This window comes from Croceicoccus sp. Ery5, from assembly GCF_020985325.1.
Classification (GTDB): domain Bacteria; phylum Pseudomonadota; class Alphaproteobacteria; order Sphingomonadales; family Sphingomonadaceae; genus Croceicoccus.
Genome location: NZ_CP087587.1, coordinates 486,411 through 506,446, shown reverse-complemented (window position 1 = coordinate 506,446; position 20,036 = coordinate 486,411). Strand labels below are relative to the sequence as shown.

16 protein-coding genes are annotated in these 20,036 nt (G+C 64.4%); 9 read left to right on the top strand and 7 right to left on the bottom strand.

Annotated elements, in window-relative coordinates:
• The gene (locus LOZ74_RS02500) at nt 1-1,647 is read right to left on the bottom strand and encodes an electron transfer flavoprotein-ubiquinone oxidoreductase (RefSeq protein WP_230292747.1); all 1,647 of its coding nucleotides are present in this window, start codon (nt 1,645-1,647) and stop codon (nt 1-3) included.
• Nucleotides 1,648-1,824: 177 nt separating this feature from the next.
• Between LOZ74_RS02500 and LOZ74_RS02495 the strand changes: the two genes are divergently transcribed.
• From LOZ74_RS02495 to LOZ74_RS02480, 4 genes are all read left to right on the top strand, one after another.
• A complete protein-coding gene (locus LOZ74_RS02495) occupies nt 1,825-2,604 on the top strand; it encodes a uracil-DNA glycosylase family protein (RefSeq protein ID WP_230292746.1) in 780 nt (259 codons plus the stop codon).
• Between the two features lie 113 nt (nt 2,605-2,717).
• The gene (locus LOZ74_RS02490; RefSeq protein WP_230292745.1) at nt 2,718-4,520 is read left to right on the top strand and encodes a lytic transglycosylase domain-containing protein; all 1,803 of its coding nucleotides are present in this window, start codon (nt 2,718-2,720) and stop codon (nt 4,518-4,520) included.
• Between the two features lie 4 nt (nt 4,521-4,524).
• Nucleotides 4,525-5,052, top strand: coding sequence for a molybdenum cofactor biosynthesis protein B (moaB, locus tag LOZ74_RS02485; RefSeq protein WP_230292744.1), 528 nt, complete (start codon nt 4,525-4,527; stop codon nt 5,050-5,052).
• A 24-nt stretch (nt 5,053-5,076) separates the two neighbouring features.
• Nucleotides 5,077-5,652, top strand: a complete 576-nt coding sequence (locus LOZ74_RS02480) for a hypothetical protein (RefSeq protein ID WP_230292743.1) — start codon at nt 5,077-5,079, stop codon at nt 5,650-5,652.
• Here LOZ74_RS02480 and LOZ74_RS02475 read toward each other — a convergent pair.
• Nucleotides 5,649-6,194 (bottom strand): YcxB family protein, encoded by a 546-nt coding sequence (locus LOZ74_RS02475; RefSeq protein WP_230292742.1) that lies wholly within the window; start codon nt 6,192-6,194, stop codon nt 5,649-5,651. The genes LOZ74_RS02480 and LOZ74_RS02475 overlap by 4 nt on opposite strands.
• 41 nt (nt 6,195-6,235) lie before the next feature.
• Between LOZ74_RS02475 and LOZ74_RS02470 the strand changes: the two genes are divergently transcribed.
• Both LOZ74_RS02470 and LOZ74_RS02465 read left to right on the top strand, forming a co-directional pair.
• A complete protein-coding gene (locus LOZ74_RS02470) occupies nt 6,236-7,339 on the top strand; it encodes a PA0069 family radical SAM protein (RefSeq protein WP_230279019.1) in 1,104 nt (367 codons plus the stop codon).
• Between the two features lie 141 nt (nt 7,340-7,480).
• Entirely contained in the window at nt 7,481-8,464 is a 984-nt protein-coding gene (locus tag LOZ74_RS02465; RefSeq protein WP_230292741.1) for a hypothetical protein, read from the top strand.
• 57 nt (nt 8,465-8,521) lie between these two features.
• Here LOZ74_RS02465 and LOZ74_RS02460 read toward each other — a convergent pair whose 3' ends face one another.
• Complete coding sequence (locus tag LOZ74_RS02460) at nt 8,522-10,720, bottom strand: TonB-dependent receptor (protein WP_230292740.1); 2,199 nt, start codon at nt 10,718-10,720, stop codon at nt 8,522-8,524.
• Nucleotides 10,721-10,882: 162 nt separating this feature from the next.
• On the opposite strand from LOZ74_RS02460, the gene LOZ74_RS02455 reads away from it, so the two are divergent.
• A complete protein-coding gene (locus tag LOZ74_RS02455; protein ID WP_230292739.1) occupies nt 10,883-11,461 on the top strand; it encodes a hypothetical protein in 579 nt (192 codons plus the stop codon).
• Between the two features lie 10 nt (nt 11,462-11,471).
• Here the strand turns inward: LOZ74_RS02455 and dnaE are convergent, their stop codons facing one another.
• The 4 genes from dnaE to LOZ74_RS02435 form a co-directional block, all read right to left on the bottom strand.
• On the bottom strand, nt 11,472-15,008 hold the full coding sequence (gene dnaE / locus LOZ74_RS02450; protein WP_230292738.1) for a DNA polymerase III subunit alpha: 3,537 nt from the start codon (nt 15,006-15,008) through the stop codon (nt 11,472-11,474).
• A 73-nt stretch (nt 15,009-15,081) separates the two neighbouring features.
• Entirely contained in the window at nt 15,082-15,390 is a 309-nt protein-coding gene (locus LOZ74_RS02445) for a hypothetical protein (RefSeq protein WP_230292737.1), read from the bottom strand.
• Between the two features lie 70 nt (nt 15,391-15,460).
• Nucleotides 15,461-16,141 (bottom strand): ABC transporter ATP-binding protein, encoded by a 681-nt coding sequence (locus LOZ74_RS02440; RefSeq protein WP_230292736.1) that lies wholly within the window; start codon nt 16,139-16,141, stop codon nt 15,461-15,463.
• Complete coding sequence (locus LOZ74_RS02435; protein ID WP_230292735.1) at nt 16,134-17,375, bottom strand: lipoprotein-releasing ABC transporter permease subunit; 1,242 nt, start codon at nt 17,373-17,375, stop codon at nt 16,134-16,136. Before LOZ74_RS02435 ends, LOZ74_RS02440 begins: the two co-directional genes overlap by 8 nt.
• Nucleotides 17,376-17,698: 323 nt before the next feature.
• Between LOZ74_RS02435 and purF the strand changes: the two genes are divergently transcribed.
• On the top strand, nt 17,699-19,204 hold the full coding sequence (purF, locus tag LOZ74_RS02430; RefSeq protein ID WP_370638865.1) for an amidophosphoribosyltransferase: 1,506 nt from the start codon (nt 17,699-17,701) through the stop codon (nt 19,202-19,204).
• A 4-nt stretch (nt 19,205-19,208) separates the two neighbouring features.
• A complete protein-coding gene (locus tag LOZ74_RS02425; RefSeq protein ID WP_230292734.1) occupies nt 19,209-19,940 on the top strand; it encodes an SDR family NAD(P)-dependent oxidoreductase in 732 nt (243 codons plus the stop codon).
• The last annotated feature ends 96 nt before the right edge of the window (nt 19,941-20,036 follow it).

Genomic DNA, 20,036 nt, shown 5'->3' with positions numbered 1-20,036 from the left:
TTACATATTGGGATAGTTCGGCCCGCCGCCACCTTCGGGCGTTACCCAGTTGATGTTCTGCGTCGGGTCCTTGATGTCGCACGTCTTGCAGTGGACGCAGTTCTGAGCGTTGATCACGAATTTGGGGTCGCCCTCTTCCACGCCGACATATTCATAGACGCCCGCGGGGCAGTATCGCGCGGCAGGACCGGCAAAGACCGGCAGGTTGATCTTCAGCGGAACATCGGGGTCCTTCAGCTGAAGATGGCAGGGCTGGTCTTCCTCGTGATTGGTGTTCGACAGGAACACGCTCGACAAACGGTCGAAGCTGATCACCCCGTCGGGCTTGGGATAGTCGATCGGCTTGAACAGATCGGCACGCATTAGCATGTCGCAGTCGCGGTGATGTTTCATCGTGACGGGCAGGCCGATTTTCAGTGTGCGCATCCACATGTCGACACCCGCGACCAAAGTGCCCAGCGCACCGCCGAACTTCGCCAGCGCAGGCTCGGCATTCTTCACCTTCTTCAATTCGTCCGCGATCCAGCTCGACCGCAGGGTGGTTTCGTAATCCAGCACCTCGTCGCCCGAACGGTCAGCGGCGATGGCGGCGGCCACGCTTTCGGCGGCCAGCATGCCCGATTTCATCGCGGTATGGCTGCCCTTGATGCGGGGCACGTTGACGAAGCCCGCCGAACAGCCGATCAGCGCGCCGCCGGGGAAGGTCAGCTTGGGCACCGACTGCCAGCCGCCTTCGTTGATGGCCCGCGCGCCATAGGATACGCGCTTGCCCCCTTCCAGAATGCTGCGGATTTCGGGGTGCTGTTTCCAGCGCTGGAATTCCTCGAACGGGAACAGGTACGGGTTCGCATAATCCAGCGTGACGACGAAACCCAAAGCGACCTGTCCGTTCGCCTGATGATAGAGGAAACCGCCGCCCGACGCGTCATTTTCGGAAAGCGGCCAGCCCTGCGTATGCAGCACGCGGCCCGGCACATGCTTCTTGGGATCGATGTCCCACAATTCCTTCATGCCAAGGCCGTAGGTCTGCGGCTCGCAATTCGCCTCCAGGTCAAAACGCGACTTCAGCATCTTGGTCAGATGGCCGCGCGCACCCTCGGCAAACAGGGTGTATTTGCCGTGCAGTTCCATGCCGGGCTGGTAATCGGGTTTGTGGCTGCCGTCGGCGGCAACGCCCATGTCGCCGGTCGCCACGCCCTTGACCGAACCGTCCTCGTTCCACAGGATTTCCGATGCGGGAAAGCCGGGAAAAATCTCGACGCCCAGCCCCTCGGCCTTTTCGGCCATCCAGCGGGTCAGGCTGCCCAGCGATCCGGTATAATTCCCCTCGTTCGACATAAAGGGCGGCATCATCAGATGCGGCATGGCGAACTTGCCCTTGGCGGTCAGCGCCCAGTGCCAGTTATCGGTCACCGGCGTTTCGGCCATCGGGCAACCGTCGTCGCGCCAGTCGGGCAGCAGCTCGTCCAGCGCCTTGGGGTCCATCACCGCGCCCGACAGGATATGGGCACCGATCTCCGACCCTTTTTCAAGGATGCAGACGTCCAGATCGGCATTGACCTGCTTTAACCGGATGGCGGCGGCCAATCCCGCCACGCCGCCACCGACGATGACGACATCATAAGGCATGGATTCGCGTTCGGACATCAAAGGCTCCCTCAAAATTTCATCCAATAAGGCACTGGCGCAATAAGTGCCCGCTTTTCGCGTCAGGGCTTGATTGCAGAACGCCGCGTGGTCAAGGGTGACAATGAAATATCGGCATTCTGACCGGACAACGAATTGACCCCTTATTCCGATCCTGCGGCCCCGAACGGAGAAGCCATGGCCGACGCCGACGGGCGGGCGCTGGTGGAAAGCTGGGCCGCGTTCTGGGCCGATGCGGGCGTCGATCTGGCATTCGACGACGATCCGCATGACTGGATCGCCGAAGGTGCGCCGCCCGCCGATGCCAAGGACAAGACGGACCGCGATGCGCCGCGCCCCAAGCCGGTGCAACGACCGGCCCCGCCCGCGCCGAAAATCGGCGGACCGGCGCAGGGCTGGCCCGGCAGCCTGCCCGCGTTCCGCGACTGGTGGCTGGCCGAACCGCTGGTCGACCGCGGGCCGCTGGCGGGCCGCGTCGCGCCTGTCGGCGACAGGGGGGCAAGGCTGATGGTGCTGGTCGCCGATCCCGCGCAGGACGATGGCGATGCCTTGCTGTCGGGGCAGGACGGGCAGCTTCTGGATGCGATGCTGGCGGCGATGGGGCTGAAGCGCGCCGATTGCTATCTCGCCTCTGCCTTGCCCCGCCATACGCCCGCCGCCGACTGGCGCGGCCTATATGCAGAGGGGCTCGGCGCATTAATGCGGCATCATATCGCATTGGCCGCGCCGCAAATGCTGGCCGTTTTCGGTGAAGACGTGCTGAAAATGCTGTCCCCCGAACGATTCGACAAGGCATCGGCGCAAGGCGCGATCGCGGTGGAAAACGGCGGAATCGACGGGGCCGGCACACATGAAATCCCCCTGCTGGCAAGTTATCCACTGGCCGTCATGCGCAGCAGGCCGCAGGCAAAGGCGGTTTGGTGGCAACGGTGGCTATCGCTCTCGCGCCCGTCTTGACGAAAACCGGCTGCCGATTCACTTTTCCTTGAGTTTCGCCTCTTTACCCTTGCGCCACGGGGATCGCACCCGCTTCGCGCTGGCAGGAACAGGCAAGAAGGAACCGCTGATCCATGACTGTCAAAGTCACCCGCATCGTGTCGGGCACGCTGATTTCATTGCTGGCGATGACCGGCACGCTTGCCGGCGCGCCCGCCGCATGGGCGAATACCGCCAATACGATCGCCGCCGTCGAACAATCGGCCCAGATCCCCGCGCAATTAAGTGCCGAGGACCGCGTCTTTTATGCCGAGGTGTTCCGCCAGATCGACGCGGAAAACTGGGCGCAGGTCGATTTCATGCTGGCGCAGAAGCCCGACGGCTTGCTGACGCAGCTGGCTCTGGCCGAATATTACCTTGCCCCCACCTCGCCAAAGATAGAGCTGCCCGCGCTGAACGCATGGCTGGCGCGCGGCACCGAATTGCCGCAATCGGGCCAGATCGGGCGGCTGGCGCTGAAACGCGGGCTTGAAACCGCGCCCAGCCTGCCCAGCACGCAGCGGCTTGTATCGATCCGCGCACCGGAAAAACGCACCCGCCCGCGTTCGGTGGGTGACGGTTCGATGCCCGATTCCATCGCCAATGCCATTCTGGAACGGATCACCAATGACGATCCCAATGGAGCGCGGCTGCTGCTCGACGGAGTGGATGCGGGCCTGTCGTCGGGCGCGCGCGCGGAATGGCGCCAGCGCGTGGCGTGGAGCTATTATATCGAGAACGACGACGCCAACGCCCTGACGCTGGCGCGCAATGTGGCCAATGGCGGCTCCGGCCCGTGGGTGGGCGAGGGCTGGTGGGTCGCGGGGCTGGCGGCATGGCGGCTGAACAATTGCGAACTGGCCGCCGACGGCTTTACCCGCGCGGCGCAGACCGCCGATAATCAGGAATTGCGCGCCGCTGCCCATTACTGGGCCTCGCGCAGCTTTACCCGCTGCCGCCAGCCCGAAGAGGCCGCGCCCGCGCTGCGCCGCGCGGCGGGCTATTCCGAAACGCTGTATGGCATGCTGGCCGCCGAACAGCTGGGCATGCGCCTGCCGCCGATCCATTCGCAAAACGGCTTTGACCGCGGCGACTGGACCGCGTTGTCGGGCAACACCAACATCCGCTCTGCCATCGCGCTGGTCGAAATCGGGCGCGAGGGCCTGGCCGACGAAGTGCTGCGCCATCAGGCGCAGATCGGCAGCCCGCAGCAATATCAGCCGCTGGCCCGGCTTGCGCGCACATTGGGCCTACCCGGAACGCAGCTGGCCATGGCCTATAACGCGCCGCCGGGGACGAAGCCCGATTCCGCCACACGCTATCCGCTGACCCGCTGGCAACCGGTCGACGGCTGGCGGGTCGATCCCGCGCTGGCCTTTGCCCACACGCTTCAGGAATCGCGGTTCCAGCCCGAGGCGGTCAGCCCCGCGGGCGCGGTCGGGCTGATGCAGATCATGCCGATCACCGCGCGCCAGCACGCGGGTCTGGGTCTTGGCCAAAGCACGTCGGCGCTGAAAGATCCGGCGACCAATATGAGCTATGGGCAGAAAAACCTTGAAATGCTGCGCGATGCCAGCGGCACGCAGGGCCTGCTGCCAAAGATCATGGCGGCCTATAACGCGGGGCTGTCGCCCGTGCAGCGCTGGAACAGCGAAGTGAACGCACAGGGCGATCCGCTACTGTGGATGGAATCGATCCCCTATTGGGAAACGCGCGCCTATGTCGCGATCGTGACGACCAATTACTGGATGTACCAGCGCCAGATGGGCCGCGATTCCGACGCGCGCGAGGCCTATGCCCAGAACCTGTGGCCCCGCTTTCCGGGCGTTACGGGAACGGGCGCGGTGGCGATGCACGGGAAAGAGGTGACGTCCTCTACCGTCGGCAACGGGGGCTGAGGCGATGGCGATCGACGAGACGCGGGCGTTCAAACCCGTCAATATCGCGCTGCTGACCGTGTCGGACACGCGCACCGGGGCCGACGATACCAGCGGCGATATTCTGGCCGACCGGATCACGCTGGCAGGGCACAATCTGGCCGACCGCGCGATCATCCGCGACGATGTGGAGCTGATCACGGCCGAACTCCATCGCTGGATCGAGGATGAGGCGATCGATGCCGTCGTCACCACCGGCGGCACCGGCCTGACCGGCCGCGACGTCACGCCAGAGGCGCTGATGCGCGTGAAAACGCGCGAGATCCCCGGCTTTGGCGAATTGTTCCGCTATCTCAGCCTGAAGACCATCGGCACCAGCACGATCCAGTCGCGCGCCTGCGCCGTGGTGGCGCGCGGCACCTATATTTTCGCGCTGCCGGGATCGAACGGCGCGGTGAAGGACGGGTGGGACGGCATATTGGCCGAACAGCTCGACAGCCGGAACCGCCCCTGCAATTTCGTGGAACTGATGCCCCGTTTGCGGGAGCGTTAGGGACGCCTTTGGCGGAGAACCGACATGGCCGCCGGAACGACCAGCAACCGGCATATGCGCAAGGCGATCCGCGACATCGTCGAACCGGCCTTGCACGCCATGGGTTTCGACGGCGACTATCCCGTCTTTCACCGGCTGACCGGCACCGAATGGCACGGGCTTGCCATTCGCACCGATAAATATGGCGGCGGCTTTTCGATCGATATGGCGCGCGGGCCATTCAGCCGGGCGCGCTATCTCCGGCTCCGAAAAACCGATCCGGCGCAGGCCCGCTTGCCCGATATCGCGGACTATGACCGTCGGCAGCGCGCGTCATTGTGGCATGAGGATGCATCGGGCCGGTGGAGCGGCGATTTCCGCTATGACACGATCCGCGACGACCCCGATGCCTGTCGCGCCCTTGCGTCCGAACTGGCTGCGCTGTTGCCCGAAGCAGGGCTCTGGCTGGGCGAAGGCCGGATCGGGCCGCATGTCAGCGCGAATTTCGCCGATCCCCCCGGCCGCCCCGACAGCCAGCGCAGCCGCACCGCTGCGCGCACGGTGCTTCGCATGCTGACCGGATGGCCCCGCCGCGACAAGGACGGGGTTTACCGGCCCTAGTTCCTTTTGACCCCCATCGCGTCAATCCGCGCGATCAGATCGTCCGCGGCCCCGTTCAGCGCGGCCTTGGGAACGATGTTGAAGAACATCTCGGTCTGATAGAGCAGCACGATATTCTCCGTCTCGTCCCAGCGGTACAGCTCGGCCATCGGGATGTTCGCATCGCCCCTCTCGCTGGTGAAATGGATCGCGCCGCCATCCCACGCGATGCCGGATGGCGCGCGCAGTGCCGCGCTCTGGCGGAACTGGCGGCGGCCCATTTGCGGCACCAGCCACAGGTTGATGATCGCCAGAGCCAGCGGCACCGCAATCACGAAGGCCAGTGAAACTGGCGAAAGCCGCCCGTAAAACAGCAGATCGAGCGCGACGAGCACCGCCAGCAGCACCAGCACGGCGATGAACAGCTTGCCCACCAGCCCGTGTGTCATGCGGCGGATCATGTGCCGGCGCATGGCCTCTACGACCAGATCCTCTGTCACTTCGAATTGATGGGGTCCGTGCATCATGCTGGCTGGATAGGCGGGCGCGGTGAACAAATCCATAAGTTCTTGTTTTGTTCTGAAGGCGTGGGTAAATTGCGACCATGCCGACTCGCCCTCACCCCGATCCCGCGCTCCATCGCGCGCAAAAGGGTCGCGGCGCGCCCAGCAATGCGGTGCCGCAGCGTTTCGGGCTGGCCGAACGGCTGGATGATGGCGACTGGCTGGACGCGGCGCAGGACATCGATGGCGCCGCCCCGCGCCCGCGCACCACGGTGACGGAGGAACATCCGCGCTCCATCCTGACGTTCAATACATCGCCCGACATCGGATTCGACCGTTCGATCAATGCCTATCGCGGGTGCGAGCATGGCTGCATCTATTGCTTCGCGCGGCCCAGTCATGCCTATCACGACCTTTCGCCCGGTCTGGATTTCGAAACGAAGCTGTTTGCAAAGCCGAATGCCGCCGATCTGCTGCGCAAGACGCTGGCCAAGCCCGGCTATACGGTCAGGCCCATCGCCATGGGCACCAACACCGACCCCTATCAACCGATCGAGGGCCGCTATCGCATCACGCGCCGTATACTGGAGCTGTGTCTGGAAGTCGGCCACCCCGTCACCATCACCACCAAGTCCGACCGCGTGCTGCAGGATCTGGACCTGCTGGCCGAACTGGCACGGCGCAATCTGGCGGCAGTGGCTGTTTCGGTCACCAGCCTCGACCCGCGGCTGTCGCAATCGCTGGAGCCGCGAGCGCCTTCGCCCGCAAAGCGGCTGGCGGCGCTGGCGCAGCTGGCAAAAGCGGGGGTGACGACGCATGGCATGATCGCGCCGGTCGTGCCCGCGATCACCGACGAATTCATCGAACGCACCGTCGCGCATCTGGCAGAGGCGGGCGTGTCCAGCGCGAACTGGATCATGATGCGCCTGCCGCACGAGGTCGCGCCGCTTTTCCGCGAATGGCTGGACGTGCATTACCCCGATCGCGCGGGTAAGGTGATGGCGCTGGTGCAGCATATGCGCGGCGGACGCGACAACGAACACCGTTTCCACGAACGCTTTCGGCCCAAAGGGGCATGGGCGCAAATGCTGCGCGCGCGTTTCGATCTGGCCGTCAGGCGCAGCGCCATTCCGCAGCGGCGGCTGGCGCTCGATTGTCATGCGTTCCGCCCGCCTTCGCTCGACGGGCAGCTGGCCTTGTTCTGATCGCAAATGCCAGACCTGACCGGCATAAAGCGTACGAAAAAGGATTAGGCTGCCCTGCAGCTGCCGATTCCGTTTTGCATAAACGCCAATCGGGAATAAATCCTGCGACGGGGTATCTTCCCCCGGGGACCAATAAAACATATGAATTTGAGGATGCTGGCGCTGCTTGCATGCAGCGCATCGCTCTCCGCCTGTGGTGGCGGGGACGGCGGCCAGTCGGGCTCGCCGGTCGTAACGCCTTCGCCGACGCCCTCGCCCGGCCCGTCGCCCACGCCCTCGCCCAGCTATCCCGCCTATGGCGAGCTGACCGGCGACCAGAGCTTTCAGGCGGCATGCCAGACGACGGGACAGGGCAGCGGGGCGTTCATCCTGCTGAACCCCACCCCGTTCTATGCCGATCCGGGCGTCACGCTGGATTACGACGCTTCGGAAAGCACCTATCGCCTGACGGCCTATGGCATCGACGAAAGCTTTGGCCCGGCCGATGTGGACGACACCATCGCCAATGCCGAAAAGGCATATCGCCGCACGGGAACCGACGGTTTTACCACGCGCATGATCCTGTTCGCCCCGCAACCGGGCGGCAGCACGGCGGATTATACGCGCGTCCTCTATGCGTTCGCGCGCAATACGATGACCGGCTATGTCGAAACCTATAATTGCATCTTCGGCGTTCCGACGCTGCTGACCGATCAGCCGTCGCAGACGCAGGTGTCGTTCACCGATTTCAGCACGGGCGGCAATGCCTATCGCCTGTTCCCCGACAATACGGTCGCGCTTTACCGGCTGACCGGCAGCGCGGAATCGCTGAGCGTCAATCTGACGACGGGTGCGGTCAACCTGTCGGTACGCGTGACAGGCCAGTTGCAGAGCGTTTTCGGAACGGGCACCGCCGTACCGTCGACCTATGACTTTGGCACCTTCACGGGCGAAACGTCGCTGGATGACGAGACGCGCGGCTTCGGCGGCATTCTGAATTACCAGAACCCGACCCTGTTCGCCCCTTACGAAGGCTGGTTCTTCGGGCCGCAGGGGGCAGAAGCCGGACTGACGGTCGGGCTTTCCGATCAGGATCAGGACGGGGTTCGCACCATCGGCCAGTTCACCATCGTGGGCGCGCGCTAGGCGAAAAAAGGGGCAGGCGGTCCGGTACGCTTTCGGACCGCCCGCACCCTCTTCGCATCACAGGCTGACGCGAAGGCTCAGCTTGAAATTGCGGCCTGCCATCGGCACGAAATCCTTTGTCGCGCTGGCATGGCGGCGGCCTTCGACGTCAAAGATATTGTCCGCCTGCGCGATCACGGTCAGATTGCGGTTTCCGCGCCACGGCTTCCACGCCAGCGAGGCATCGACCATGGTGAAACCGTCGGTCTTGGTCTCGTAATCGGCCACGCGGTCCTGATCGTCATACAGGCCCAGTTCGACGCGCCCTTCCAACTGGCGCGTCTGCGCGGTCAGCGCATAGCGCGCCGACAGCGGCGGGATCAGCGGCACGGGCGAACCGTCGTCCAGTTCCGCGCGCACATAGCTGGCCGACATCTCGCTGCCGATGGTCACATCGCCCAGCGTGACAAGCGGGAAACTCGTCTCCGCCTCGAAGCCGATGTAATCGGCATCGTCCTGCATCTGCTGATAGACGGGCAGATCGTCGGCTTCCTCGCCTGTGGCGGCCAGATAGATGTAATCGTCGAATTTCGTCGCAAAGCCGGTCAGCGAGAATGTGGCCGGACCGAAACTGCCGCGCAGATACGCCTCGACCCCCAGTGCCTTTTCGGTGTCGAGGAACGGGTCGCCCACTTCATATTGCTGGGTCGCGGGATGCGGCCCGTCGGCGAACAGTTCCTCGCCCGCGGGCGCGCGTTCGACGCGGCTGGCGTTCAGGCCAAAGCGCAAGCCGCCCGATGTTTCGTGCCATACGCCGACCGCGCCTGAGAAACTGTCGAAATTGCGCGATGCAAACCCGTCCGCCGACAGATCGGCATGCTCATAGCGCCCCGCCAGCTCAAGCGTGACGGCATCGAGATCGAATTCCTGCAGCGTGAACAGCGCATATTGGCTGGTCGTGCTGGGCGGCACAAAGGCTTCCTCGCCCGTGGCGTCCAGCTTGCGGCGGTAATATTGCCCGCCGACCGATCCACCGCCTTGCGCGCCCAGCAAGCCGCCACGCTGGACCAGTTCGACACGGCCTTCCACGCCGGTCACGTCGAACACGGTTCCCGTCTCGCCATTCTCCAGCTCGGTATGGGTATAGTTGTTGACGCCCCAGCGGGTCTTTATCTCAGAGAACGGGCCATCGTCGAACGACAGCGAACCCCGCAGGTCGCCGCGCCACTGGCGCATGTCGATATCGACGGTTTCGTGCTCGTGGCCCTCTTCCTCATGCTCGTCGTGATCCTCGTCGGCGTGATCCTCGCCCTCTTCCTCGTGGTGATGGCCTGCGCCCGGACGAAGCGGCACGCCGTAGAACGTATCGTACAGCCCGACCGAAACACCCAGCGTGGCGCGATCGCCGATCCACGACAGGCCCGCGCCTGCCGACCATGTTTCGGTGCCCGAATTCTCAACGATACCGCGCACATTCGCGGCCTCGACCAGCTCCTCGGCTTCTTCGGGTTCGTCGGCATGGTGTTCTGCCTCGTGCAGCAATTCGGCGCGCAAGGACTTGCTGGCGGCATAGCCGGGAATGTCCAGATCGTCGGTCTTGCGCCATGAACCGTCGACATGGACCACGAATTGCCGGCCCAGCGGCGCATCGATCGATCCGCCCATTTCGCGCAGATCGGTGGCGGTATCGGCCGCCATCGTGCCGTCGAAATGGATCGGCTCGTCAGGGATGCGCAGCGGGATACGGCGGTCGATCACATTGACCGCGCCGCCGATGGCCGAACTGCCATACAGCAGGCTGGCGGGCCCGCGCAGCACCTCGATCCGGTCGGCGGTCAGCGGGTCGATGGTGACGGCATGGTCGGCAGAGGTATTCGATGCGTCGATCGCCCCGATCCCGTCGGTCAGCACGCGCACGCGCTCTCCCTGAAAGCCGCGAAGCACAGGGCGCGAGGCACCGGGCGCAAAGCCGGTGGCCGAAACGCCGGGCAAATCCTCAAGCACCTCGCCGATCTGGCCGGCCATCTTGCGCTGCAATTCGACGCCAGTGACGACCGAAGTCCCCGCCAGAATGTCGAGCTGCCCCACCCCGCCGGCGGTCACGACGATATCGGGACCGTGAAAATCGTCGTCGTCGTCATGGGTGGCGGTCGTGGGCGCAGGCGTTTCGGCCTGCTGCGCGCGGGCGGCGACCGGAGAGGCAGCGACCGGCAGGGCAAGGGCGGCAACGCCGATAAGGAGGGGAAGGCGGCGGGCGGTTCGTGCATGATATAACATATCATCGCCGTTAGCGTCAGCAACGCGGGCGGGCAAGCGGTTTTTGCGCTGTCGCTGGCGAATTTCCTGCACATGCGCGCAGCGGCGAGGTCACGCCGAATTAACCCTAGCGATAGTTTCCGCCCGTAAGACCACACTGTTCAATGCCGACGGGGAGGCAGTATGAAAGACCTATTGATCGGGGGCGGTGCGTGCGCCGTGGTGGGGCTGGGCGTGTTCTTTTCGCCGCCCTTTACGTTCGGCACGACCGAAGTGATCGACATCAAGAACGGGCCGGTACTGGTCGCGTCGAATGAGGAAATTGCAGGTCATTTGATGGATGCCGCGCTGGTCGACGGCAAGCCGCCGTTTTACCGGCACAAGACCACGCGCGAGCGTGTCGGCACCGACGCCGTCGCATTCAAGACCGAAGCGGGCATCGATTGCGTCGCCCGCATTCACCGGCTCGACGATCAGCGCGCACAAGTGGTGCCGCAATGCACAACGCCCGCCGCAGGCAAAAGCGCGCAGGGCGCGGCGGTGCAGGACATCATGACGCTGACCTTCCGCGAATTCGTGTGGGCCCGGCTGGAAAACCGCCCCTATGACGAAAAGAAGGTCCGCACCCAGATGGGCGGCGCCGCGATGAAGCACCTGCCCGCCATGCGGCAGGAAGCGATCGAGGCCAACATCCAGATGCACGAGATGCAGGCCGAAATGGGCGCGGCCCGAGATGCGCGCGAGGCGGAGAAAGGCTGGTAGCCCGGGGCCCTCAGGCCACCAGCTTCATCTGCGCCACGGCGCGCGCCTTCAGCGCGACCGACGACACGCCATCGATCTCGCTGATCCGGTCGGTCAACTCGCCGTCCAGCGCGAAATTGCGCCCCAGCAGCACGCGGGCGTGGCGCCCCTCGCCCAGCAAGAGCGTCGCGACCACCTCGCCATTGGCCTTGGGGTCTTCGGCCAGCGCCAGCGCGAGTTCGGGCAGCGCCGCCTCGTTCGATACCGTCAGCGAAAGCTCCATCCGCGCGCTGCCGGTCACTTCGGACAGGGGCCGCGCGCCGCGCACGGTAATGCGCGGCGGTTCGTCGGGATTGGGGCGGTCCAGTTCCACGTTCAGCAACACGCATTCGCCTGCCGCCGCCCATTTCTGGAACGGTTCGACCAGGGCTTCCTCGAAACAGGATGCCGAAAAATTGCCGGTCTGGTCGGAGAATTCGGCCATCACGAAATCATTGCCGCGCTTGGTCTTTCGCTTGTTCACGCTTTCAACCAGCGCGGCCATGACGGCGGCGGAACGGCTGCCGCCGCGCTGCCCCTTATGCGGTTGTTCGACGGGCGTTTCGGCCACGCCCCCTTCGATCAGGCTGGCATGGCTGCGCGCACCATTGGCGCTGGCCACCGCGCGCCATTGCGACACGGGATGCGCGGCAAAGTAAAAGCCGAAATTCTCGCGCTCCTTCTCCATCTGCTCCTTGCGCGGCCAGGGCGGACATTCGGCCAGCCGCAGATCGGCTTCGGCATGGTCCTCGCCGCCGAACAGCCCCGCCTGCCCGCTCGCCTTTTCGCGCACGGCGGCATCGGTCACGGCCAGCAGCAATTCGGCATTGGCCGTCACCTTCGCGCGGTTCGGTTCCAGCGCGTCGAGCGCACCGGCCGCGGCCAGGGCCTCCAGCTGGCGGCGGTTCATCGAACCGGCAGGCAGGCGTTCGAACAGATCCTTCAGACTTTCGAACCGGCCTCTCGCCTCGCGCTCTGCCACGATGGCGTCCATCGCCTTTTCGCCCACATTGCGCAGCCCTGCCAGCGCATAGCGGACCTGATGCCCTTCCTGTGTCGGTTCGACCGTATATTCGGCTTCGGAATGGTTGATGCAGGGGCCTGCCAGCGCGATGCCCGCCCGCCGCATATCGTCGACGAAAATCGACAGCTTTTCCGACTGGTGCATGTCGAAACACATGGCGGCGGCATAGAATTCATGCGGGTAATGCGCCTTCAGCCACGCAGTCTGATAGGCAAGCAGGGCATAGGCGGCAGCGTGCGACTTGTTGAAGCCATAGCCCGCGAACTTGTCGATCAAGTCGAACAATTCGTTCGCCTTCTTCGGCTCGATATCGCTGACGGTCTTGCAGCCTTCGACAAAGCGGCTGCGCTGCTTGTCCATCTCGGCCTGCACTTTCTTGCCCATGGCGCGGCGCAAAAGATCCGCGTCGCCCAGCGAATATCCGGCAAGGATCTGCGCGGCCTGCATCACCTGTTCCTGATAGACGAAGATGCCGTAGGTCTCGGCCAGAATCCCTTCCAGCTTGGGGTGCGGATATTCGATCTCCGCCAGCCCGTTCTTGCGCTGGCCGAACAGCGGGATATTGTCCATCGGGCCGGGGCGATAGAGCGAGACGAGGGCGATGATATCCTCGAACTTGGTCGGCTTTACGGCTGACAGCGTGCGCCGCATGCCTTCCGATTCCAGCTGGAACACGCCGACCGTATCGCCGCGCTTCAGCAGTTCGAACACGCCGGCATCGTCCCATGCGAGACCGTCGAGATCGACCGCGATGCCGCGCCGCGCCAGCAGATCGACTGCCTTGCGCAACACCGACAGGGTTTTGAGGCCGAGGAAGTCGAACTTCACAAGGCCCGAGCTTTCGACATGTTTCATGTCGAACTGCGTCACCGGCATGTCCGAACGCGGATCGCGATAGAGCGGGACAAGCTGCGACAAGGGCCGGTCCCCGATCACCACGCCCGCCGCGTGGGTCGAACTGTTACGCGGCAGCCCTTCCAGTTGCATCGCCAGATCGACCAGACGCTTTACATCGCCGTCGCGCTTGTATTCGCCGTGGAAATCCGCCGCCCCGTCCAATGTCCGCTTCAGCGTCCATGGATCGGTGGGATGGTTTGGCACCATCTTGGTCAGCCGGTCCACCTGCCCGTAAGGCATTTGCAGAATGCGTCCGCAATCGCGCAGCACGGCGCGGGCCTTCAGCTTACCGAAGGTGATGATCTGCGCGACGTGATCGTGGCCATATTTGGCCTGCACGTAACGGATCACCTCGCCCCGCCGCGTTTCGCAGAAGTCGATGTCGAAGTCGGGCATCGACACGCGTTCGGGGTTCAGGAAACGTTCGAACAGCAGGCCGAGGCGCAGCGGATCGAGGTCGGTGATCGTCAGCGCCCATGCCACCGCGCTGCCCGCACCCGAACCGCGACCCGGCCCCACCGGAATGCCGTTGTCCTTGGCCCATTTGATAAAATCGGCAACGATCAGGAAATAGCCGGGAAAGCCCATCTGCACGATGATGTCGATCTCGAACTCAAGCCGCTTTTCATATTCGGCGCGGGCCTCGTCGGTCAGGTCCTCATAGAGTTCCAGCCGCTTTGCGAGACCAGCGCGCGCCGTTTCGGCCAGTGCCTTGGCTTCACCCTCGAAATCGCCGGCAAGGCTGGGCAGGATCGGCTTGCGATAGGGCGGCGCGACCGCGCAGCGCTGCGCGACGACCAGCGTATTCACCAGCCCCTCGGGCAAATCCGCGAACAGTTCCGCCATCTGGTCCGACGGCTTGACCCACGCGTCGCGCGGGGCGCGGGGCCGGTCCTCCGTATCGATATGGGTGCTGTTGGCGATGCACAGCATGGCATCGTGCGCGGCGTGGAATCCCGCCTCGTCGAACAGGGCCGGATTGGTCGCCACCAGCGGCAGGTCGCGCGCATAGGCCAGATCGATCAGCGCCTCTTCGCTCGCCCGCTCATGCTCCGCGCCGCTGCGGGCAATCTCTACATAAAGGCGCCCCCTGAAATACGGGATCAGCGCATCGGCATAGCGGTTCGCCGCAGCCGCCTGTCCATGCGCGAACAGGCGGGCCAGCGCGCCATCGCCCGCGCCGGTCAGGCAGATCAGGCTGTCGCTATGCCCCTCCAGATCGGACAGGGTAACATGCGGCTCCAGATGCAGCGGGCGTTCCAGATGCGCCTTGGACACAAGGTGGCACAGATTGTCATAGCCACGCTCGTCCTGCGCATAGAGCGCCAGCCAGTCGACTGCCGGATCGCCGTTCGTATTCTCGCTATCGGGCCGCGCCACACCCAGCAGCGTGCCGATGATCGGCTGCACGCCCAGATCCTTGCACGCGCCCGCGAACGCGATGGAGCCATACAGCCCGTTGCGGTCGCAAATCGCGATCGCCGGAAACCCGCGATCCTTGGCAAGTTTCGCCAGCTTTTTCGGATCGATCGCCCCTTCCAGCATGGAGTAGCTGGAGAAGACGCGCAGCGGGATATATCGAGCCAGAGTCGGACGTGAGGATGCCATCGCCCGAATATGGCAATGCCATACGCGGCGGCCAAGGCACGCGGCGCGCTATGTGTGGATAGGGTCGGGGAAATCAGCCCTGCGCGGGCAGATCGGGACGTTCGGGCAGATCGGGACGGCGGGCCAGGGTCATGATCTCACCCAGTTCGAACAGGCGGTCGCCCGATTTCTGGATCACCAGCCCTTGCCGGTCCGCTTCGGGAAGCGAGGCGACGAAGCGGATCATTTCGGCAAAGGTGCCGTCGCGGATGATCGCGAAACCGCGCAGCATGTCGCTCTTGTCGCCATCGGCGCGGCGGTGAAGCGTGGCGCGGTCCTGCCAATCGATGCCGTTGGGCACGTCGGATTCGCCGTGAAAAGTGGTGGGGCGGGTCATGGTCATGGTCTTTCTCACTCGGTCTTGCCAAATCAACGCAAGACCGTGCCGCAAGGTTCCGCCCCATGGACCGGCCCTAGCCCTGCGCCAGCACCCCTTCGTGCAGGCGCACCACACGGTCCATCTTGGCCGCAAGCCGTTCGTTGTGAGTCGCGACCAGCGCCGCGCTGCCCTGCCCGCGCACCAGCCGCAGGAATTCCTCGAGCACGCGGTCGCTCGTTGCCTCGTCCAGATTGCCGGTGGGTTCGTCCGCCAGCACCAGTTGCGGCTTGTTCGCCAGTGCGCGGGCCACGGCCACGCGCTGTTGCTCGCCGCCCGAAAGCTGGCTGGGGCGATGGTCCATGCGCGCGCCAAGGCCCAGTGCGGTCAGCAGCTCTTCGGCCCGCGCATTGGCATCGGCGCGCGGCGTGCCCGCGACCAGCTGGGGCAACACCACGTTTTCGCGCGCGTCGAAATCGGGCAGCAGATGATGGAACTGATAGACAAATCCCAGATGCTCGCGCCGCAGCGCCGTGCGCGCATCGCCGTTCGATTTCTCGGCCGATTTGCCGCAGATCGAAATCTCGCCCCCGAACCCGCCTTCCAGCAGGCCCACGGCTTGCAGCATGGTCGATTTGCCCGACCCCGACGGGCCCAGCAGGGCCACGATCTCACCCGGCATGATCGACAGGTTCACGCCGCGCAGCACATCGATGGTGACCCCGCCCTGCGTGAAGCTGCGGGTCAGGTTCGACAGGACGACAACCGGATTATTCATAACGAAGCACCTGCACCGGATCGGTGCTCGCCGCCTTGAAAGCGGGATAGAGCGTGGCAAGGAAGGACAGCACCAGCGCCATGATGACGATGGTCGTCACCTCGGCCGGATCGGTGCGCGCGGGCAGCGTGGTCAGAAAGCGGATCGACGGATCCCACAATTCCTGCCCCGTAATCGCCTCTACCCCCCGCACGGCAGACTGGCGGAATGCCAGGGCCAGAAAGCCCAGCCCTAGCCCCGCCAATGTGCCCAGCGCACCGATCAGGAAACCGGCGGTGACAAAGATTTTCAGGATCGACCGCCGTGTCGCGCCCATCGTGCGCATGATGGCGATGTCGCGGGTCTTGGCGCGCACCAGCATGATCAGGCTGGACAGGATGTTGAACACCGCGACCAGCACGATGATCGACAGCACGACGAACATGGCGACGCGCTCTACCGCCAGCGCCTCGAACAGCGAGGAATTGATCGTCTTCCAGTCGGACACCACGGCCTGCCCCTGCAGTCTGCCGCGAATGGGGGCAAGCGTCTCGCCCACCGTATCGGGATCCTCGGTCGTAATCTCGATCATGCCGATCTGGTCGCCCGTCAGCAGCAGGGTCTGCGCATCCTGCATCGGCATGACGACGAAGGCCTGATCGTAATCATAGATGCCGATTTCGAATATGGCGGAAATCTCGTATCCGATCTCGCGCGGGACGGTGCCGAACGGGGTGGAGCGGCCCTGCGGATTGATGATGGTGATGACATCGCCGATCCGCGCGCCCAGATTCTGCGCCAGCCGCGACCCCACCGCCACGCGCTGCGCACCGGGTTGCAGCGCATCCAGATTGCCCAGCACCTTCTTGTCGCCCAGCCGCGCAATATCCTCGGGCAGATTGCCGCGCACCAGCACTGCCTCTACCCGCCCGTTAAAGGTTGCGAGCAGCGGCTGTTCGATCAGCGGCGAGGCGCGGGTGACGCCCGGCGTCTCGCGCACCTCTTTCAGCACGTCCTGCCATTGCGGCAGCCGCCCGCCATAGCCCTGCACGATGGCATGGCCGTTCAGGCCGACGATCTTGTCCATCAGCTCGGCGCGGAAACCGTTCATCACGCTCATCACGATGACCAGCGCGGCAACGCCGAGCATCACCGCCGCAAGGCTGATGCCCGCCACCATGGCAATAAACGCCTCGCCCTTGCCCGGCAGCATATAGCGTTTGGCGATGGTCCATTCGAAGGGTGAGAGAATCAAGAAGACAGCTCCGGATGGAGTAAAACGGACAGGTCCGACAGCACCCGTGAAGGGGCCTGGATGAGAGGGAGATGAACTAGGGGGCGCGGCGGCAGGTGGCAATAGGTGGCGTCGGTTCGTCCGCTTCGCTCACAGCGCCCGGCACCAGCCGCTTCGGGCCGGGCTGGCCCGCGACAAGAGACATTTCTCCTTCAGGCCCGCAAACCACATCTCCGGTTGTAATCATAACGAAACATCGGCAAAGGCCGCGCATGACGTTGGCGCCCACATCTGTTAGGGCGGAACGATGCAGGCCCCAGGCTATACAGCGGAACATTGAAGGCATGATGTCCACGGACTTCGTCCACCATCCCTTTCACGACGAGGATGGGGATTCCCTGCGCGAGGAATGCGGCGTTTTCGGCGTCGTCGGCGCGCGCGACGCGGCGGCGGTCACGGCGCTGGGGCTGCATGCCCTGCAGCACCGCGGACAGGAAGCGGCGGGGATCGTTTCCTATGACGGTCAGGAATTCCACGTCCGGCGCGGCAATGGCCACGTGGCCGAAAATTTTTCGACCGGCGAGGCGATGGCCGAATTGCCCGGTACCATGGCATGCGGGCATGTCCGCTATTCCACCACGGGCGGATCGGGCCTGCGCAATGTGCAGCCGCTTTATGCCGAACTGGCGACCGGCGGTTTTGCCATCGCGCATAACGGCAATATTTCCAACGCGATGCACCTGCGCGGCGATCTGGTGCGGCGCGGCGCGATCTTTCAGGGAACGGCCGATACCGAGGTGATTATCCACCTCGTCGCGACCAGCCGCTATCCCACGCTGCTCGACAAATTCGTCGATGCGCTGCGGATGCTGGAAGGGGCCTATTCGCTGGTCTGCACCACGCCGCAGGGCATGATCGCCTGCCGCGATCCGCTGGGTATCCGCCCGCTGGTCATGGGCCATATCCCCGAGAAGAAGGGGAAAGGCGCGGTCGTCTTCGCATCCGAAACCGTCGCGCTGGACATCGTGGGCGCCATTTTCGACCGCGAAGTCGAACCGGGCGAGCTGATCGAGGTCGACCTCGACGGCAAGACGACCAGCCACCGGCCTTTCACCAAGACCGCGTCGCGCCCCTGCATTTTCGAGCATGTCTATTTCTCGCGCCCCGATTCGATTTCGGCGGGCCAGTCGGTCTATTCGGTGCGCAAGGCGATCGGCCAGCAGCTCGCCATCGAATCGCCGGCAGAGGTGGATCTGGTGATCCCCGTGCCCGATTCGGGGGTGCCCGCGGCCATCGGCTATGCGCAGGAATCGGGCGTGCCGTTCGAACTGGGCATCATCCGGTCGCACTATGTCGGCCGCACCTTTATCCAGCCGTCGGACGGCGCGCGGTCCAGCAGCGTCAGCCGCAAGCATAATGCCAATCGCGCACTGGTCGCGGGCAAGCGCATCGTGCTGATCGACGATTCGATCGTGCGCGGCACCACCAGCCTGAAAATCGTGCAGATGATGCGCGACGCGGGCGCGACCGAAGTGCATATGCGCATCGCCAGCCCGCCCACCATGCACAGCTGCTTCTATGGCGTCGACACGCCCGAAAGGAACAAGCTGCTCGCCGCGCGGATGGATATGGATGCCATGCGCGAATTCATTCAGGCCGACAGCCTTGCCTTTGTCTCGATCGACGGCCTGTATCGCGCCGTGGGCGAGGAGCAGCGCCAGCCCGCCAAGCCCGCCTATTGCGATGCCTGCTTTACCGGCGATTATCCGACGCGGCTGACCGATCTGGCCGACCGGACCAAGGCGGGACAGCTCGACCTTGCCCCCGGCAAGGCGGAAAAGGTCGCCTGATCCGATGAACGAACAGACCGACAATCGCCCGCTGGCGGGCAGGCTGGCCCTTGTCACCGGCGCATCGCGCGGCATTGGCGAGGCGACGGCACTGGCGCTGGCATCGGCGGGCATGCATGTGGTGATCACCGCCCGCGACGACCGCGCGCTGGAAGCGGTGGAGGAAAAGATCCACGCCGCCGGCGGAAGCGCGACCATCGCGCCGCTCGACCTGGCCGAACCCGATGCGGTGGCACGGCTGGCAGCGGCGATTTCGGGCCGCTGGGACCGGCTGGACGCGCTGGTCATCAATGCGGCGATCCTGCCCGAGCTGACCCCCGTGACCGATATCAGCGCCAAGCAATTCTCTCAGGCGCTGACGGTGAACGTGCTGGCGACGCAGACCCTGCTGTCGGCATTCCACCCGATGCTGAAAGCGGCCGAAGCGGGCAAGGTGATCGGCATCACCAGCTCTGTCGGGTCGGCTCCGCGCGCGTTCTGGGGTGCCTATGGCGCGTCCAAGGCAGCGTTCGATGTGCTGCTGTCCTGCTATGCGCAGGAAAACGAGAAGATTTCGCGGATCACCACGGCCATCGTCGATCCCGGCGCAACCCGCACCGCCATGCGCGCCCGCGCATTTCCCGGCGAGGATCCGAATACGGTAAAGACCCCCGATGTCGTGGCGCAGGAAATCCTAGGACTTGTCCGCGACTCGTTCGTAAACGGAGAGAAATTTCGCGTTAAGCAGCCGTCTTAACCGAAAAATAACCTCGAATCTTCTACCCTGTCCCAATCAGGAACGAATCCGTCCGCCTTCGGGCACGACAGTCCGGTTCCTTGTGCAAGAAGGACA

Coding starts and splice junctions, on each gene's coding strand:
- LOZ74_RS02500 (WP_230292747.1), bottom strand. CDS start 1,647: ATGTCCGAACGCGAATCCATGCCTTATGATGTCGTCATCGTCGGTGGC.
- LOZ74_RS02495 (WP_230292746.1), top strand. CDS start 1,825: ATGGCCGACGCCGACGGGCGGGCGCTGGTGGAAAGCTGGGCCGCGTTC.
- LOZ74_RS02490 (WP_230292745.1), top strand. CDS start 2,718: ATGACTGTCAAAGTCACCCGCATCGTGTCGGGCACGCTGATTTCATTG.
- moaB (WP_230292744.1), top strand. CDS start 4,525: ATGGCGATCGACGAGACGCGGGCGTTCAAACCCGTCAATATCGCGCTG.
- LOZ74_RS02480 (WP_230292743.1), top strand. CDS start 5,077: ATGGCCGCCGGAACGACCAGCAACCGGCATATGCGCAAGGCGATCCGC.
- LOZ74_RS02475 (WP_230292742.1), bottom strand. CDS start 6,194: ATGGATTTGTTCACCGCGCCCGCCTATCCAGCCAGCATGATGCACGGA.
- LOZ74_RS02470 (WP_230279019.1), top strand. CDS start 6,236: ATGCCGACTCGCCCTCACCCCGATCCCGCGCTCCATCGCGCGCAAAAG.
- LOZ74_RS02465 (WP_230292741.1), top strand. CDS start 7,481: ATGAATTTGAGGATGCTGGCGCTGCTTGCATGCAGCGCATCGCTCTCC.
- LOZ74_RS02460 (WP_230292740.1), bottom strand. CDS start 10,720: ATGTTATATCATGCACGAACCGCCCGCCGCCTTCCCCTCCTTATCGGC.
- LOZ74_RS02455 (WP_230292739.1), top strand. CDS start 10,883: ATGAAAGACCTATTGATCGGGGGCGGTGCGTGCGCCGTGGTGGGGCTG.
- dnaE (WP_230292738.1), bottom strand. CDS start 15,008: ATGGCATCCTCACGTCCGACTCTGGCTCGATATATCCCGCTGCGCGTC.
- LOZ74_RS02445 (WP_230292737.1), bottom strand. CDS start 15,390: ATGACCATGACCCGCCCCACCACTTTTCACGGCGAATCCGACGTGCCC.
- LOZ74_RS02440 (WP_230292736.1), bottom strand. CDS start 16,141: ATGAATAATCCGGTTGTCGTCCTGTCGAACCTGACCCGCAGCTTCACG.
- purF (WP_370638865.1), top strand. CDS start 17,699: ATGATGTCCACGGACTTCGTCCACCATCCCTTTCACGACGAGGATGGG.
- LOZ74_RS02425 (WP_230292734.1), top strand. CDS start 19,209: ATGAACGAACAGACCGACAATCGCCCGCTGGCGGGCAGGCTGGCCCTT.